Origin of the sequence: Microbulbifer agarilyticus, from assembly GCF_020171345.1 — a bacterium.
GTDB classification, from domain to species: Bacteria; Pseudomonadota; Gammaproteobacteria; order Pseudomonadales; family Cellvibrionaceae; genus Microbulbifer; species Microbulbifer agarilyticus_D.
In genome coordinates, this window is sequence record NZ_JAIUZM010000003.1 from 516,959 (window position 1) to 532,715 (window position 15,757).

Genomic DNA, 15,757 nt, shown 5'->3' on the forward strand with positions numbered 1-15,757 from the left:
AATCGGTGAAGCGTAAAAATGAGAAGGTGTAGGAGGGAAAATTGGTCGGTGAGAGAGGATTCGAACCTCCGACCCCTTCGTCCCGAACGAAGTGCGCTACCAGGCTGCGCTACTCACCGACTAGGTCGAGCAAATTGCTCATGCTTCCTTGCGAAGCGGGCGGCATTATAACAGCCGGTCACGACCTGTAAACCACTGATTTCATTAAATTTACGAACCTGCCGCGATTGTCGTGCGCGGCAGGTTTGGGTGTTGTGGCTCAGCGGTCGATCTTGCGAATCAGGCCTTCCTGGGTGGTGGAGGCGACCAGACGGCCGTCCCGGGTAAAGATCTGCCCACGGCAATAGCCGCGGGCGCCGCTCGCCGAGGGACTGTCGGTCACATACAGCAGCCACTCATCGGCACGGAAATGGCGGTGGAACCACATGGCGTGGTCCAGGCTCGCCGGCATCATATGCGGATCAAACAGGCTGATGGGGTGCGGCTGCAGGCTGGTGCCGAGCAGCGCCATGTCAGAGGCATAACACAGGGCGCTGCGGTGTTCGATCGGGTCATCCGACAGCTCGCTGTCCACCTTGAACCAGAACATGCAGCGGGGTTCGCGGACGGCAGCGCCAAAATAGCTCATCGGGTCCACCGGGCGGAAGTCCACCATGTAGCGCCGCTGATTGTGGGCCGGATCATTCATGCCAGCTTCTTCCGCCAGCTGCTGGGTGTTTTTCAATTTTTCAGGGGGAATAATGCCTTCGGTGGGCATCTCAACCTGATGGTCGAACCCCGGTTCGTCGATTTGGAACGAGCAGGACATATTGAAAATGGCCTTGCCGTTCTGGCGTGCAACTACCCGGCGGGTGGTAAAGCTGCCGCCGTCGCGAATGGGGTCTACATCGTAAATCACCGGCATCTCACTGGAGCCCGGGCGCAGGAAGTAGGCGTGCAGGGAGTGGGGCAGGCGGTCTTCCACGGTCCGTGCAGCTGCCATCAGGGCCTGCCCCAAAACCTGGCCGCCAAACAGTACCTTTCGGTAGTTCTCTACATGGCTGCGGCTGCGGTAGAGGTTGCTGTCTAATCGTTCGACGTCGAGCAGTGTGCTCAGAAATTCCTGCATGTGGGACCTAATCAAAGCAAGTTGTGCGAAGCGCCAGCTCGGCGCCGTCTGGTTCGCGCTGAATGATAGCAAGCCCATTCCCCTTGGCCATTACGCATTCTCCCAATCGCCCTAGCAATACGATGCGCGAGCCGCCGGGGTATGGCTGGGACCCTCGGCTAGAGCTACATTTTTAGTGTGACTTGTATCCCTATACGGTTTGTTCGCTGGGGTTGGAGAACCTCTTCCTACTAACCCTTCCAGGATGGGGCGAATCCTGCGATAGGCATGAATTTCATCGAATTTCTTTTCCAAAGCAGGGGAATTGCCTATCATTCATGAATGGATAGTCAATTTCAGTCTCCAAATTTACGGACAGTTAAGGTCGGAAGTATGGATAAGGCAAAAGAGAAGGTTCAGCGGTTCCGTGCGCGCGAGCAGCGTATCCTGGACGCAGCGCTGGAGCTGTTGCTCGAGCACGGTGAAGAGAAGGTGACGGTTGAGCAGATTGCTGAACGCGTCGACATCGGCAAGGGCACCATTTATAAGCACTTCATCTCCAAGACCGAGATCTATATGCGCCTGCTGATGGACTACGAAAAGTCCCTCACGGAGCGCCTTAAGAGTGCCGTTGCCACTGCGGAGCAGGGCGATATCACTGCGCCGGCCCGTGCCTATTTTGAGTCGCGCATGGCCGATCCCGCGCGCGACCGACTGTTTCAGCGCCTTGAGGAAAAGATCATTGCGCTGAATCTGGCCCCGGAAATGATCGCGGAGCTGCACGCGCTGCGTAATTCCAACGCCTCCGCGCTCAACCGTGTTTTCGAGCGCCGTATGGAGCAGGGGGTGCTGAAGCAAGTGCCAGCCTATTTCTACTATTCCACCTACTGGGCTCTGGTGCAGGGTGCCGTTGAGCTGTATCACTCCAAATCTTTCTCAGACGTCATTGAAGATCGCGAGGGGTTGATGGAGTTCATCATGGACGTCGGTGTACACATTGGCGACATTTCCGGCCGTCGTCACCAGGCGGAGCAACCGACTGGTGTACCCCAGAATACCCCTGGCACTCCGGGTAGCAGTTTTGGCTGAGCCACTGTTCCAGCAGCTGCAAAAGTTACAGGACGAGTTCCAGGGGTACCCTCCGGTATCCTCCTGGAGCCCGGACCTTTGCGGCGATATGGATATGATCGTCAAAGCCGATGGTCACTGGGTTCATGAAGGGACGGAAATCGAACGTCAGCCACTGGTAAAGCTGTTTGCGAGCATTCTGAAAAAAGAGGGGGGTGAATATTTTCTGGTCACGCCGGTGGAGAAATGGCGCATTGTTGTGGAGGATGTGCCTTTTTTGATTACGCAGGCCGCGCGGGAAGGTGAGGGCGATAGCGCAAAAATATTGCTCACCACCAATACCGGGGATGTGCTCCCTTTAGACAAGATGCACCCGCTTCTGCTGAAACCCTATGGTGACCCATCTCAGCCAATTCCCTATATAGAAGTTCGCGACGGACTTGAAGGGCGTATGTCCAGAGACGTTTACTATCAATTGATCGACTGGGCTGAGCCGCGTCAGCCAAGCGAGCCTCCTGCCAAGCTATGCCAGCTCTGGCTAAAAAGTAATGGCGAAGAGTTTTTGCTCGGCCAATACTGATTCTTGCGAGAAATAGCGGGCATGTATTGGCTCGCTCGTATCTTTGTTGTTCTAACATTTTTCCAGCACTCCATTGCTATTTCCCGGTCTTTCTACTTGCATTGGCCGCAATAAAAAGGGCGCCCGTTTGGCGCCCCATAAACTGACTGCTCAGCAATTACATGTTCGGGTAGTTGGGGCCGCCGCCACCTTCCGGAGTTACCCACACAATGTTCTGGGTGGGGTCCTTAATGTCACAAGTCTTACAGTGTACGCAGTTCTGCGCATTGATCTGGAAGCGCTTGCCGTCACCGTCCTCAACGACTTCGTAAACGCCGGCAGGGCAGTAGCGCTGCGCTGGCTCATCGTAGATCGGCAGGTTGTGGTTCAGCGGGATGTCACTGTCCTTCAGGGTCAAGTGGCAAGGCTGATCTTCTTCGTGGTTGGTGTTGGAGATAAACACCGACGACAGCTTGTCGAAGCTCAGCACGCCATCCGGTTTCGGATAGTTGATTTTTTTGCAATCTGCGGCGGGTTTCAGTTGGGCGTGGTCTGCCTTGCTGTCGCTCAGGGTCCACGGCAGCTTGCCTTTGAACAGGTTGATGTCCACGAACGCATAGGCTGCGCCCAGGATGTTGCCCCACTTGTGCTGCGCCGGACCGAAGTTGCGCTGCTTGTGCAGCTCTTTCCATGCCCAGCTGTTCTTGTAGCGTTCGCTGTAATCGGTCAGCTCATCGCCGCCGCGCTCGGCGCTCAGGGCTTCTGCTACGGATTCCGCGGCCAGCATGCCGGATTTCATCGCGGTGTGGTTGCCCTTGATCTTGGCAAAGTTCAGGGTGCCGGCGTCGTCACCGATCAGCATGCCGCCCGGGAAGGTCATCTTCGGCTGGGACTGCAGGCCGCCTTTTACGATGGCACGAGCACCGTAAGCCACACGCTGTCCGCCTTCCAGGTACTGCTTGATCACCGGGTGGTGCTTGTAGCGTTGGAATTCGTCAAACGGGCTGACGTGTGGGTTGCTGTAAGACAGGTCGGTGATCAGGCCGACTACTACCTGGTCGTCTTCCAGGTGATACAGGAAGCCGCCACCGGAGGAGTTGGACTCGTCCAGCGGCCAGCCGGCGGTGTGCACAACCAGGCCTTGCTTGTGCTTGCTGCTGTCGACTTTCCAGATTTCCTTGATGCCGATACCGTAGTGCTGCGGATCGCGGTCTGCATCCAGGGCGTATTTGGCAATCAGCTGCTTGCCCAGGTGGCCACGACAGCCTTCGGCGAACAGGGTGTATTTTGCGTGCAGCTCCATGCCTGGCATGTAGCTGTCTTTTTGCTCGCCGTTGGCGCCAACGCCCATATCGCCGGTTGCGATACCTTTCACCGAGCCGTCTTCGTTGTACAGGACTTCTGCCGCGGCAAAGCCTGGGAAGATCTCAACGCCCAGGGCTTCGGCCTGTTCCGCGAGCCAGCGGGTCAGGTTGCCGAGGCTGATAATGTAGTTGCCTTCGTTGTGCATGGTGCTGGGCACCAGCATGCCGGGAACCTTGATGGAGGACTCCGGGCCGCGGAGTACGTAGATATCGTCGCCCTCGACCGGGGTTTCCAGTGGTGCGCCGCGCTCTTTCCAGTCAGGGAACAGTTCGTTCAGGGCGGTGGGTTCAAATACGGCGCCGGAGAGGATGTGCGCACCAACTTCCGAACCTTTCTCAACCACACACACGGCGATGTCTTCATTGATCTGACGTAACTTGATCGCGGCGGCCAGTCCGGCAGGGCCCGCGCCGACGATGACTACGTCGTATTCCATTGACTCGCGTTCCACAGGTCTCTCCTCAACTGATTTACTTATTCACCCGCCGAATTATGACAGGCATCTTTTAGGTTTCTCGATTATATCGGTCTGTGACTAATCGCACCAATTGCGTAACTTTTCATATCCAATGGCAAAAGCGGCGTAAATGGTCGCATGTACGGGTCTAGAATAGGGTGCGTTTATGGCCTGAAATTGATCCTGTGAATGACTGCTAGGCTTACTATTCAACTATTGATTTTGCTTGGTGAAAGGGCCAACATACGCCTCGGTCAAACAACTGTTTGAACTCAGGTCGGCTCGCAAAGGCCCGAAAACGCTCACTTTGAGCGCTGAGGCCGAGCCGCCGAACACTCAGCCGCGAGGCTAAACGAGTTAGCCACGCCGCAGGTCAGCGCCATGGTAGGCGGCAGATTGCGGCTTTTATGTAGACTACTGAGACGGGATTTTCATGAAAGTTCTTGTAGCTGTGAAGCGCGTTGTCGATTACAACGTGAAAGTTCGCCCCAAGGCGGACGGTTCTGATGTGGACATTGCCAACGTCAAAATGTCCATCAACCCCTTCTGTGAGATTGCGGTAGAAGAAGCGGTACGCCTGAAAGAGAAGGGTGTGGCCAGCGAGATCGTTGTTGTCTCCATGGGCCCCAAGCAGTGCCAGGAACAGATTCGTACCGCACTGGCCCTGGGCGCCGACCGTGGTATCCAGGTTGAGACCGATGCCGAGCTGCAGCCGCTGGCGGTTGCCAAGTGCCTGAAAGCCATCGTTGACAAAGAAGAGCCGCAGCTGGTGATTCTGGGCAAACAGTCCATCGACGGCGACAACAACCAGACTGGCCAGATGCTGGCTGCGCTGACCGGTATGGGGCAGGGCACCTTCGCGTCCGAAGTGAATATTGAAGGCGAATCCGTAAAGGTTACCCGTGAGATCGACGGCGGCCTGCAGACCGTTGAGCTGACCCTGCCAGCGGTTGTGACTACCGACCTGCGCCTCAATGAGCCGCGCTACGCCTCCCTGCCGAACATCATGAAAGCCAAGCGTAAGCCGCTGGATGTGACCACACCTGACGAGCTGGGTGTGGATATTGCCCCGCGTACCAAAACCCTGAAAGTTGAGCCGCCGGCCGAGCGTCAGGCGGGTATCAAGGTTGCCGACGTAGCGGAACTGGTGGAAAAACTGAAAAGCGAGGCGAAGGTAATCTGATGAGCATTCTGGTAATTGCAGAACACGACAATGCGGAGCTGAAAGGCGCCACTCTGAATACCATCGCTGCAGCCAAGGCTATTGGTGGTGACATCGACGTATTGGTTGTTGGCAGCGGCTGTGGTGCTGTTGCAGAAGCTGCAGCCAAGGTCGAAGGTGTCAGCAAGGTACTGGTTGCCGACAATGCGGCCTACGAGCATCAGCTGGGTGAGAATACCGGTAAGCTGGTTGCCGACCTGGGTAAAAACTACAGTCACGTGCTGGCTGCTGCGACAACCACCGGCAAGAACATGCTGCCACGTGCGGCGGCACTGCTGGACGTGCAGCCGATCTCCGACATCATTGCGGTTGAGGGCCCAGATACTTTCAAGCGCCCGGTCTATGCCGGTAACGTGATCGCGACTGTACAGAGCTCTGACGCAATCAAGGTTGCTTCTGTGCGCACCACCGCGTTTGATCCAGTAGCTGCCGAAGGCGGCAGCGCAGCGATTGAAGCTGTAGACATCGTGGACGACGCGCATGTATCCAAGTTTGTCGGTGAAGAGCTGGCCGAGTCCGATCGCCCAGAGCTGACCGCGGCAAGTGTTGTGATCTCTGGTGGTCGCGGCATGGGTAACGGCGAAAACTTCGAGTTGCTGTACAAAGTGGCCGATAAGCTGGGTGCTGCTGTGGGTGCGTCCCGCGCCGCGGTTGACGCGGGCTTCGTGCCGAACGATATGCAGGTTGGCCAGACCGGTAAGATCGTTGCGCCGGATCTGTACATCGCTGTGGGTATTTCTGGTGCCATCCAGCACTTGGCGGGCATGAAAGACTCCAAAGTGATTGTTGCGATCAATAAAGATGAAGAGGCGCCAATCTTCTCTGTAGCGGATTACGGTCTGGTTGCAGATTTGTTTGATGCGGTGCCGGAGTTGGAAACCAAATTGTAATATTTTGGCTTCATATACTCCATTCCAAAAAAGGCGGCCTCTGGCTGCCTTTTTTGATTGTTGGCTATGCGCACAAGATGTCTGATACGTCACATTTCTGTACGGAGCGGCTGGTTGTTTATTAACCTGTTTTCTAGGGGACATTGCCTTTCTTCGGGTAAGCCCGGAGAATAGGCGCCCAATAACGAGAATTACGCTGTTTGTGGTACAGCAGAGACGGGTTCAATCATGTCTTTGGTCAAGCGCACATTATCTTCTGCTTTGCAGAATCCGGGATCTGCTGCCAGTACGGCAAAGCGCAGCCTGTTGGCTACGGTTGCTGTGGTTGGCGCCTGGCTGACGACCAATATGTTGGCCTATGGTGATCTCGTGTTTCCAGGCGGCGATACCGCCGAAAGCCTCCTGGCCGAGCGCAGTTCCCGCGCAACCGCGCGCAGCAATCCTTCCTCGATACCTCCCGCGGCATTTTTCGGTGTGGCCGCTGTGAAGCCAACGGCGGAGCCCGAAATTGATCTTGCCAATATCCCGATTACCCAGCTGAACCTGGTGTTGTCCGGTGTGTTGAGCAGCAGCGTTGCCGATCATGCGAGTGCGCTGGTTGCGCAAAAAGGCAAGCCGGCGGAGCGTGTCTACGTCGGGCAATCGCTACCGGGCGGGGCGGAGGTCTATTCCGTGGAGGTTGATCATATTATTCTGCGTAGAAACGGCCAGATGGAAAAATTGACCTACCCGGATGCAGATGGGCGTCCGACCGTTCCCAAGCAGTACGACAACTACGCCCGGCAGGCAGCCAAGGTTATTGGCGCTAATCGGGCCCCCGCCGACGGGGACAGGCAAGAGTCAATTCGTGAGCGGTTAAAGCAATTGCGGGAGATGGCACGAGAGCGCCAGTCGGCACAGTCGAGCCAGTAAGAATCTATTCGAGCAGGTGGGGTTTTAGGGGCCTGCGTTTTGTGTTCAAGACCAAACTTTTATTGATAAAAAAGAATTAGAGCCAAAATCATAATGATGAGCGTGTTTCACCAACGGCTAGTTGCTGTCGCCTTGGGTTTTTTACTGTCTTTTTCGGTGCTGGCTCAGTCGATGCAGGAGAGAGTGACCCTTTCTCTCGACAATGCCGATATTCGTGACCTGATCAACTGGGCGGCGGACTTTACCGGCAAGAACATCATTGTTCACCAGAACGTAAAGGGGAAGGTGACGGTCGTTGCCGGTGACCCGATGACGCATCAGCAGGCTTTTGACGTATTTATGTCAGTACTGCAGGTGAATGGCTTCAGCCTGATCGAGCAGGGCGACGCCTGGAAAGTGGTGCCGGATTCCCTGGCCAAGCAGCAAGCCATTCCCGTTGTCGATGAGGGCAGCCGCGCACCGGGTGAAGCGCTGGTCGTGCGCACGGTGCGGGTAGAGAATATTTCCGCGGCGCAGTTGATCGCGATGTTGCGCCCGTTGATTCCGCAAACCGGTCATCTTGCCGCCTATGCCGACACCAATACCCTGATCGTCGCGGATCGCGCGGCCAACATCGAGCAAATTGTACGTCTGATCCGCCAGTTGGATCGCGCTGGTGCGATCGACATTGAACTGGTACCGCTTGAGTTCGCTTCTGCCAAAGAGGTGAAGCAGGTGATCACCGAGTTGCTGCAGGGCGGCGGCAAGCAGGCGGGTAATGATATCCAGCCTCTGCGCATCGCGGTGGATGAGCGCTCCAACAGTATTCTGCTTACCGGTGACCCGGTAACCCGCAGCCAACTGAAAAAGGTGATCTATCGCCTGGACCAGCCTCTCTCCGGTGAAGGCAATACCGCGGTGGTGTACGTGCAATACGCCAGCGCTGCGGAATTGAAGCCTATTCTGGAAGGCATGAGCGGCAGTATCCAGAAAACCGAAAAAGACCAGCAGGTTGCCAATGTTGAAGTCAGTATTCAGGTTAACGAAGAGTTAAATGCGCTGATTCTCACCGCGCCGCCCTCACTGCTGGAAACCATGCGCGGTGTGATCGCCAAGTTGGACGTGCGCCGGGCACAGGTATTGATCGAAGCGATTATCGTCGAGGTGACCGAGGGAACCGATAACGAACTGGGCATCAAGTGGATCGCTAGTGATGAAGGCAATGTATTTGCCGGCTTCGAAAATGACATTGCCCCTGGTGACCCGGATGATCCGGATAACATTGTCATCGATGGTTTTGGGGTGAATCCGCGCTCCCTGGATCCGCTCAATCTAGTGCGCAGCGGTTTTAACCTCGGTTTTCTGAGTGGTACCGATGTACGCGTCGCGCTGAATGCCTTGGCGTCTTCAAATAACGCCAACATCTTGTCTACGCCGACCGTCATGGCACTCGACAACGAAGAGGCGGAAATTCTGGTCGGCCAGAACGTACCGTTTGTCACCGGCCAGCAGCTGCGCGAAGGCAGTGGCACCGACCCATTCAACACGGTTTCCCGTGAAGACGTGGGTACCGAGCTGAAGGTCACCCCGCGGGTCAATAACAACAACTCGGTGACCCTGGAAATCGAACAGAAGGTAGAGAACGTACTGCCGGTGACCGGTCCGGCAGTGGATCTGGTAACCAGCAAGCGTGAAATCCGTACCAAGGTGCTGATTGACGATGGTGCCATCTTGGTGCTTGGTGGCCTGATCGAAGACAAAGTCACTGAGATCAATCAGAAAGTCCCTTTGCTGGGCGATATCCCGGGCCTCGGGCGTTTGTTCCGCAATTCCGATAAGGAAGTCTCCAAGACGAACCTGATGGTGTTTATTCGTCCCAAGATTCTCAGCAACCAAATTGCCGGCTACGAAGAGACCCGTCGCCGCTACCGTGATATGCAGGAAAAGCAGCTTTACCTGCGTGACCGCACTAGCCGTATTTGGGATTGGAACCGCGGCGACGTGCTGCCTGACTTGCTGCCGCCGGCTGCGGCCACGGAAGAAGTTCAGGAAGAGTTTCCGCTGGAGCCCGAGGACACCAAGTGATGACCGAGCTCGCCCTTAAGCGCCTGCCATACGCCTTTGCCAAGCGGCATCAGGTGTTGCTGGCGGAGGTCGAAGGTGCGCCGGTATGTCAGTACGTTGCACCCTTGAATCCGTCTGTTCTGGCGGAGGTGCAGCGCCTGTGCGAAGTGCCCTTAGGTGTTGCCTCGGTCGATCTCGACACCTTCCTGCAATCCCTGCAGCGTGAGTACGAAAACCGGGAAGGGGGTAACCTTTCCGATGTCGAAAGTCTGGGCGAAGACCTCGATCTTGCCGCGGTCGCCGATTCTGTACCGGAAACCGAGGACCTGCTCGAGCAGGAAGACGATGCCCCGATCGTTAAACTGATCAACGCGATTTTTGCCGAGTCCCTGAAGCAGGGCGCTTCAGATATTCATATCGAGACCTTTGAAAAGCGTCTCGTGGTGCGTTTCCGTGTAGACGGCGTATTGCGCGAAGTGCTGCAGCCGCGCCGCGCCCTGGCGCCGCTACTGGTGTCGCGTATTAAAGTTATGGCGAAGCTCGATATCGCCGAGAAACGTATCCCGCAGGACGGCCGTATCTCACTGTTGATGGGTGGCCGAGAAGTGGATGTGCGGGTTTCCACCATGCCGTCTTCTGCCGGCGAGCGCGTGGTCATGCGCCTGCTGGATAAGCAGGCGGGCAAGATGGATATGCGCCACCTGGGTATGGCCGAGCGCGATCTTAAGGTTATTACCGAGCTGCTAAGCCGTCCCCACGGCATCCTGCTGGTTACCGGCCCTACGGGCTCCGGTAAAACCACCACCCTGTATGCGGGCCTTGCCAGCATCAACCACCGCGAAAAGAACATCCTCACCGTAGAGGACCCGGTGGAATACAACCTGGAAGGTGTTGGTCAGACCCAGGTCAATACCAAGGCCGATATGACCTTTGCGCGCGGTCTGCGCGCCATTCTCCGCCAGGACCCGGATGTGGTGATGGTGGGGGAGATTCGTGACCTGGAGACCATGCAGATCGCCATTCAGGCGAGTTTGACCGGTCACCTGGTGCTTTCCACGCTGCACACCAATACTGCCCTTGGCGCGGTGACGCGCCTTGTGGACATGGGTATCGAGCCATTCCTGCTCTCTTCCAGTCTGATAGGGGTGCTTGCCCAGCGCCTGGTACGGGTACTTTGCCCGGATTGCCGCCAGCCGCACGAAGCGGATGCGTTCGAGTGCGCGGCGCTCGGTCTGCAAGAGGGTGCTAGCGCAACCATCTACCGCCCCGGCGGCTGTGAGAAGTGCAACCACAGTGGTTATCTCGGACGTGTCGGTATCTATGAACTGGTACCGGTCAATGAGAAGCTCCGCCAAATGATTCACGATCGCGATTCCGAGAATGCTCTGGTGCAGGAAGCGCGCAAGCTCGGCCCCAGTATTCGCGATGATGGTATGGCCAAGGTGCTGGCTGGGGTAACTTCACTGGAAGAAGTGCTGCGGGTAACCCAGGAGTCCTGATATGGGTGCATTCGAGTACACAGCGCTCAATAGCGGCGGCCGCAAGAACCGCGGCACGCTGGAGGCCGATAGCGCGAAAGCGGCACGGCAGCAGCTGCGCGCCAAAGGACTGATACCTTTGGAAGTGGCGGCAGCTTCTGGCGAGGCGGTCGGGCAGGCGGCGGGCAGCCTGTTTGGTGGTAGCCCGGGCCTGGGTATCAAGGCGCTGGCCCTGCTTACCCGTCAAATCGCAACGCTGTTGCGCGCCGGTATTCCCCTTGAAGAAACCCTCAGTGCCATTGCCAACCAGACCCGCAACCAGAAGGTGCGGCGCATTGTGCTGGCGATCCGGGCAAAAGTGCTCGAAGGTCACAGTCTGGCGCAGGCGCTGGGCAGCTTCCCGCGGGCATTTCCCAAACTCTACCGCGCGACCGTCGAGGCCGGTGAACATTCCGGCCATCTGGACGGTGTGCTGGAACGGCTGGCGGACTACACCGAGAGTCAGCAGCAGTTTCGCCAGAAGGTCCAGCTGGCACTGATCTATCCCATCGTGCTGGTGGTGATCTGTATTTTGGTGGTGACTGGACTCATGGTTTACGTCGTGCCCGACGTGATTGAGGTCTTTACCGGTACTGGGCAGACTCTGCCCATGGCGACGCGTATTCTGGTCTCCATCAGCGACTTTATTTCCGCCTGGGGCTGGATGATCCCACCGGCGATCATCTTGCTGGTGGTTGGCTGGCTGTTACTGCTGCGCCGCCCCGGTTTCCGCTACCGCTACCATCACCGCCTGCTGGAGATGCCGGTTATTGGCTGGCTGGTGCGTGGTGGCCAGAGCGCACGCTATGTGGGTACGCTCGCGATCCTGACCGGTAGCAGTGTACCGCTGGTGCAGGCCATGGGTATTGCCAGCGGTGTAATGGGCAATGACTATTTGAAAGAACGGCTGCTCATCGCGCAGAAGTTTGTGCGAGAGGGCGGCAGCCTGAGGAGGGCGCTGGAAGACGTCGAGTACTTCCCGCCGATGATGACCTACATGATTGCCAGTGGTGAGTCGTCTGGCACACTGGACCAAATGCTGGTGCGTGCGGCAGAAAACCAGGAGCGCGACCTGCAGGGCGCGGTGACCGCATTCGTCAGCCTGTTTGAGCCGATCATGCTGCTGTTAATGGCGGGCATTGTGCTGTTTATCGTAATGGCCATCATGATGCCGATCATGAGCATGAACCAATTAGTGGTGTGACCTGTCCTTGGTGTAGGGCTGGTATTTAAGATTTGTAAACGCGAGGTGAGAAATGAGCAATTTGCGTCAACAGAAGGGTTTTACCCTGATCGAGATCATGGTGGTGATCGTGATTCTCGGTGTTCTCGGTGCTTTGGTCGTGCCGAACATCATGGGGCGTACTGGTGAGGCGCGTATCAAAGCGGCGACCGTGGATTTGAGAGCGATCTCAACCGCACTGGATATGTACCGTATGGATAACTTTGTCTACCCAAGCTCCGATCAGGGCCTGGGCGCATTGGTGAGCAAGCCGTCCGGTTTCCCGGAGGCAAAAAATTGGGTTGAGCCTTACCTGAAGAAGGCGCCCAAGGACCCATGGGGTAACGAGTACCAGTACATCAGCCCCGGAAGTGCCGGTGCCTATGATCTGTTTAGCCTCGGCGCTGATGGCAAGCCCGGCGGTGAGGGCGAATCTGCGGATCTTTTCGCAGCTGAGCTCTAATTCCAGGAATTATTGCTAACATGCGCGTCCCGGCCCGCCATCAGCGGGGTTTCACCCTGATCGAATTGCTGGTGGTGATTGTCATCATCGCTTCGCTTGCGGGCATGGCGACGCTCTCCCTGCGCAACACAGACGTGCGCAATTGGACTGGCGAGGTTCAGCGGCTGGCCAATTTGTTGCAACTGGTGGCCGACCGCGCACTGATCGATAAAGCCCACTACGGTGTGATTTTCGAAGAGGCGAGTTACCGGGTGGTGCGTTACGACGCCTCGGCGCTCAAGTGGTTAGAGGTGGATTTCTCCGCAACCCCCGGTTCCGCCAATGCCAGCCGCTTTATGTCGCACGAGCTGCCTCCCAACATGCGCCTTGAAGTCCTGTCGCAAACGGAGTTACCCGATGCGGATGGGCAGGCCAGCAGCTTTTCCCCACGCTCCTCAAGCGCAAAAAAACAAGATGACGAAGAGATAGCCCCGCAGTTTGCCGCACTTTCCAGTGGTGAAGTATTGCCGGTGGAATTGGCGTTTCTGTTGATGCGCAATGGCGATGTGGGGCGCGGTGCGACCATTTCCTATAGCAGCCTGTATGGCATGGAGCTGGAGTGGCAGGCCGATGACTACTAGTCGTACCGGCGGTGCCGCCCGTTCTTTGTCGCCTACGTCACCCGTGTCGAGCGCCCGCGGCTTCACTCTGGTCGAGGTGCTGGTGGCGCTGGTGATTTTCGGCGTGATTGCAGCGAGTGTGTTGAAGACGCTGCAGGACAGTGTACGCCAGCAGGCCGCTCTGGAAGAGCGCCTGACCGCGAACATTGTGGCGCAGCAGATACTGGCAGAAATTCGCTTGCGTACGGATTGGCCGCCCCTGGGTAAAGAGACCGAAACGGTCTTGCTGGGGGATCGCGAGTGGGAAGTCTCGGCAGAGGTGAAGTCCACCAAAGAGCCGCGTATGCGCCACATCATTGTGCAGGTAGGCTGGCCGGAAAAACCACCGATCCTCACCGTCGACTCCTGGGTAGCGGAGTAATCGGCCAATGAAAACCTTGCAACATTGCCCAGATTCGCCGCCAGGCTTCCGTCCGCGCAACCCACAGCGTACTCCTCGCCGCGCCAGTGGTTTTACGCTGATCGAGGTGATGGTGGTGCTGGTCATCGTGTCGATTATTGGTATCGGCTCCTATTCCTTACTCGAAACCTTCTTTACTACTGATCGTGTGTTGAATGCTCGCGCGGATGAGATGCGCCAGCTGTCCATGGCGATGTATCGCCTGGATGATGACCTGCGCCAGTTTACGCCGCGCCCGGTAAAGAATGGGTACAGCGGCTATGAGCCGGCCTTCATAGGCGTGACCAACGAATTTGAATTTACGCGCCTGGGCGCAGCAAATCTCACCGGCGACCCTCGCGGTAACCTCCAGCGTCTGCACTACGGCATCGGTTATCCGGAAGAGGATGATGACCGCTTCGACTCCCTGGAGGATGATGACACGGTGTTGTTGTTGCGCAGCCGCTGGCGCGTGCTGGACCGCGGGCCCGACTCCGAGGCCGTTGTTGAGCCGGTGCTCGACGACATCGTAGAGCTCAATGTGCGCTACTTTGACCGCGATACCCGCGTCTGGCTGTCCCAGTGGCCACCGGTTTCTTCCGCCACCACACCTGGCGCGGTTGACCTGCGCTTGCCCAAAGCGGTTGAGGTCACGTTGGTCACCCGCACCGGTGGCGAAATGCGTCGACTGTTTTCTTTGCCTGAATTCAACGCGTCCAGCGCTGCATCTGGCGCCAGCTCGGGCGGTGCTTCCGGCGGCGGGTCAAATGGCGGTGACCAGAGTAGTGGCGGCAGTAATGGCGGCGCCGGTGGTAATTCTGGTGGCACGGACGGCAATGCAGGCGGCGAAGGGGGGGAGCGTCAGTGAAGTTGATGTCCCTGTCCCGACAGAAAGGCGTGGCACTGATTACCGTACTGTTGGTGATGGTTATTGCCATCGCCGCCATTACGCATGCCGTAACTCGCAATCGCCTGGCGATATCGCGCACCAGCGCCATTCTGGCAAACACCCAGCTTGCCGAGTTTGTACATGGGGCCGAGGCGTGGGCGATTATCACGCTGGAAAAAGACTTTATTGAGGATCAGGCCGCCTCCGCACCCAGTGATAACCTGATGGAGCTCTGGGCGCAGAAACAGGTTGAATTTAATCCGGATAACGGAAAAATCCGCATTTTAATCAAGGACTTACAGTCCTGTTTTAATGTGAATAATTTGACGGCTCCCCGCTCTGGCGGCGGATCCAGTTCCGGAGGGGGCAGTGGAGGATCTTCCGGCGGTGCATCTGGCGGTGCTTCTGGCAGCTCAGGTGGCGCCGCGGCGCACCAGGTGCTGCCGCGTATGGTGCGCAATCTTGGCGGGCAGCCAGATGTCGCGCTGGCCATCGAAGATTGGCTCGATGCCGGCGACACCCCATTGGCGTCCGGCTCAGAGGATACCGGCTATCTCGGACTGGAGCTCGCGCATCGGACGCCCGATACCTTGATCACCGACCCTTCCGAGTTGCGCGCGGTGCGGGGGATGGAGGCGGAAACGTGGCGCCTCCTGCGGCCGGAGCTCTGTGCGCTGCCGGAGACGGGTACCAGCGTCAACGTGAATACCGCATCTGCCGAGTTGCTGTCTGCAATGTACCCGTCGGCGAACATTGCGGGGCTGATCTCTCAGCGTGAATCTGGTGTGGTGTTTAGTCAGATGGCTGATCTCACCGCTTTTGATATCACCGGTGCAGGCGAGCTGGATTTCAGTAGTAGTTACTATGTCGCACATATTGCTGTGCAGTTGGGGCTGGAACACCGCCAGTATTGGGAGTCGGTATTGAAACTCGACAACACCACGGGAAAAATACAAGTCATTCAGCGCCAGCGGCGCGAGTTTTCCGGCCAGTTTTTGCAGGAATTATTGGGGGTCTAAGTGAGC

General features: G+C 57.2%; 15 protein-coding genes and 1 tRNA gene. 13 read left to right on the top strand and 3 right to left on the bottom strand.

The annotated features are described in order from the left end of the window. Nucleotides 1-42 precede the first annotated feature (42 nt). Both LCM31_RS12610 and LCM31_RS12615 read right to left on the bottom strand, forming a co-directional pair. A tRNA-Pro gene (locus LCM31_RS12610) sits at nt 43-119 on the bottom strand. Between the two features lie 140 nt (nt 120-259). Next, nucleotides 260-1,108, bottom strand: a complete 849-nt coding sequence (locus LCM31_RS12615; RefSeq protein WP_224870596.1) for an acyl-CoA thioesterase — start codon at nt 1,106-1,108, stop codon at nt 260-262. 372 nt (nt 1,109-1,480) lie between these two features. On the opposite strand from LCM31_RS12615, the gene LCM31_RS12620 reads away from it, so the two are divergent. Next, nucleotides 1,481-2,176, top strand: coding sequence for a TetR/AcrR family transcriptional regulator (locus LCM31_RS12620; protein WP_224870598.1), 696 nt, complete (start codon nt 1,481-1,483; stop codon nt 2,174-2,176). After that, nucleotides 2,169-2,735 carry a DUF1285 domain-containing protein gene (locus tag LCM31_RS12625; protein ID WP_224870601.1) on the top strand — a complete coding sequence of 189 codons (567 nt, stop codon included), beginning with the start codon at nt 2,169-2,171 and terminating at the stop codon, nt 2,733-2,735. Before LCM31_RS12620 ends, LCM31_RS12625 begins: the two co-directional genes overlap by 8 nt. 157 nt (nt 2,736-2,892) lie before the next feature. Here LCM31_RS12625 and LCM31_RS12630 read toward each other — a convergent pair whose 3' ends face one another. Continuing rightward, complete coding sequence (locus LCM31_RS12630) at nt 2,893-4,530, bottom strand: electron transfer flavoprotein-ubiquinone oxidoreductase (protein WP_224870602.1); 1,638 nt, start codon at nt 4,528-4,530, stop codon at nt 2,893-2,895. 439 nt (nt 4,531-4,969) lie between these two features. Here LCM31_RS12630 and LCM31_RS12635 point away from each other — a divergent pair, with 439 nt between their 5' ends. From LCM31_RS12635 to gspK, 11 genes are all read left to right on the top strand, one after another. Further along, nucleotides 4,970-5,719 (top strand): electron transfer flavoprotein subunit beta/FixA family protein, encoded by a 750-nt coding sequence (locus LCM31_RS12635; RefSeq protein WP_224870604.1) that lies wholly within the window; start codon nt 4,970-4,972, stop codon nt 5,717-5,719. Further along, on the top strand, nt 5,719-6,648 hold the full coding sequence (locus tag LCM31_RS12640; RefSeq protein WP_224870606.1) for an electron transfer flavoprotein subunit alpha/FixB family protein: 930 nt from the start codon (nt 5,719-5,721) through the stop codon (nt 6,646-6,648). The genes LCM31_RS12635 and LCM31_RS12640 overlap by 1 nt, the downstream gene beginning before the upstream one ends. A gap of 228 nt (nt 6,649-6,876) precedes the next feature. Continuing rightward, nucleotides 6,877-7,560 carry a type II secretion system protein N gene (locus LCM31_RS12645; protein WP_224870608.1) on the top strand — a complete coding sequence of 228 codons (684 nt, stop codon included), beginning with the start codon at nt 6,877-6,879 and terminating at the stop codon, nt 7,558-7,560. 171 nt (nt 7,561-7,731) lie between these two features. Next, nucleotides 7,732-9,624, top strand: a complete 1,893-nt coding sequence (gspD, locus tag LCM31_RS12650; RefSeq protein WP_224870610.1) for a type II secretion system secretin GspD — start codon at nt 7,732-7,734, stop codon at nt 9,622-9,624. Next, the gene (gene gspE / locus LCM31_RS12655) at nt 9,624-11,102 is read left to right on the top strand and encodes a type II secretion system ATPase GspE (RefSeq protein WP_224870612.1); all 1,479 of its coding nucleotides are present in this window, start codon (nt 9,624-9,626) and stop codon (nt 11,100-11,102) included. Before gspD ends, gspE begins: the two co-directional genes overlap by 1 nt. A gap of 1 nt (nt 11,103) precedes the next feature. After that, complete coding sequence (gene gspF / locus LCM31_RS12660) at nt 11,104-12,324, top strand: type II secretion system inner membrane protein GspF (protein ID WP_224870614.1); 1,221 nt, start codon at nt 11,104-11,106, stop codon at nt 12,322-12,324. A 52-nt stretch (nt 12,325-12,376) separates the two neighbouring features. Continuing rightward, nucleotides 12,377-12,805 (top strand): type II secretion system major pseudopilin GspG, encoded by a 429-nt coding sequence (gene gspG, locus LCM31_RS12665; protein WP_224870616.1) that lies wholly within the window; start codon nt 12,377-12,379, stop codon nt 12,803-12,805. A gap of 20 nt (nt 12,806-12,825) precedes the next feature. Beyond that, complete coding sequence (locus LCM31_RS12670; RefSeq protein ID WP_224870618.1) at nt 12,826-13,425, top strand: type II secretion system protein; 600 nt, start codon at nt 12,826-12,828, stop codon at nt 13,423-13,425. Beyond that, nucleotides 13,415-13,825 (top strand): type II secretion system minor pseudopilin GspI, encoded by a 411-nt coding sequence (gene gspI / locus LCM31_RS12675; protein WP_224870620.1) that lies wholly within the window; start codon nt 13,415-13,417, stop codon nt 13,823-13,825. The genes LCM31_RS12670 and gspI overlap by 11 nt, the downstream gene beginning before the upstream one ends. Nucleotides 13,826-13,832: 7 nt before the next feature. Further along, complete coding sequence (gene gspJ / locus LCM31_RS12680; protein ID WP_224870622.1) at nt 13,833-14,711, top strand: type II secretion system minor pseudopilin GspJ; 879 nt, start codon at nt 13,833-13,835, stop codon at nt 14,709-14,711. A 5-nt stretch (nt 14,712-14,716) separates the two neighbouring features. Further along, nucleotides 14,717-15,751: a type II secretion system minor pseudopilin GspK gene (gene gspK, locus LCM31_RS12685; protein ID WP_224870681.1), complete on the top strand. Its 1,035-nt coding sequence runs from the start codon at nt 14,717-14,719 to the stop codon at nt 15,749-15,751. Nucleotides 15,752-15,757 lie beyond the last annotated feature (6 nt).

What these genes read in the sequence shown, in the direction of transcription:
- LCM31_RS12615 (WP_224870596.1), bottom strand. Translation starts at nt 1,108, where the DNA reads ATGCAGGAATTTCTGAGCACACTGCTCGACGTCGAACGATTAGACAGC.
- LCM31_RS12620 (WP_224870598.1), top strand. Translation starts at nt 1,481, where the DNA reads ATGGATAAGGCAAAAGAGAAGGTTCAGCGGTTCCGTGCGCGCGAGCAG.
- LCM31_RS12635 (WP_224870604.1), top strand. Translation starts at nt 4,970, where the DNA reads ATGAAAGTTCTTGTAGCTGTGAAGCGCGTTGTCGATTACAACGTGAAA.
- LCM31_RS12640 (WP_224870606.1), top strand. Translation starts at nt 5,719, where the DNA reads ATGAGCATTCTGGTAATTGCAGAACACGACAATGCGGAGCTGAAAGGC.
- LCM31_RS12645 (WP_224870608.1), top strand. Translation starts at nt 6,877, where the DNA reads ATGTCTTTGGTCAAGCGCACATTATCTTCTGCTTTGCAGAATCCGGGA.
- gspD (WP_224870610.1), top strand. Translation starts at nt 7,732, where the DNA reads ATGCAGGAGAGAGTGACCCTTTCTCTCGACAATGCCGATATTCGTGAC.
- gspE (WP_224870612.1), top strand. Translation starts at nt 9,624, where the DNA reads ATGACCGAGCTCGCCCTTAAGCGCCTGCCATACGCCTTTGCCAAGCGG.
- gspF (WP_224870614.1), top strand. Translation starts at nt 11,104, where the DNA reads ATGGGTGCATTCGAGTACACAGCGCTCAATAGCGGCGGCCGCAAGAAC.
- gspG (WP_224870616.1), top strand. Translation starts at nt 12,377, where the DNA reads ATGAGCAATTTGCGTCAACAGAAGGGTTTTACCCTGATCGAGATCATG.
- LCM31_RS12670 (WP_224870618.1), top strand. Translation starts at nt 12,826, where the DNA reads ATGCGCGTCCCGGCCCGCCATCAGCGGGGTTTCACCCTGATCGAATTG.
- gspI (WP_224870620.1), top strand. Translation starts at nt 13,415, where the DNA reads ATGACTACTAGTCGTACCGGCGGTGCCGCCCGTTCTTTGTCGCCTACG.
- gspJ (WP_224870622.1), top strand. Translation starts at nt 13,833, where the DNA reads ATGAAAACCTTGCAACATTGCCCAGATTCGCCGCCAGGCTTCCGTCCG.
- gspK (WP_224870681.1), top strand. Translation starts at nt 14,717, where the DNA reads ATGTCCCTGTCCCGACAGAAAGGCGTGGCACTGATTACCGTACTGTTG.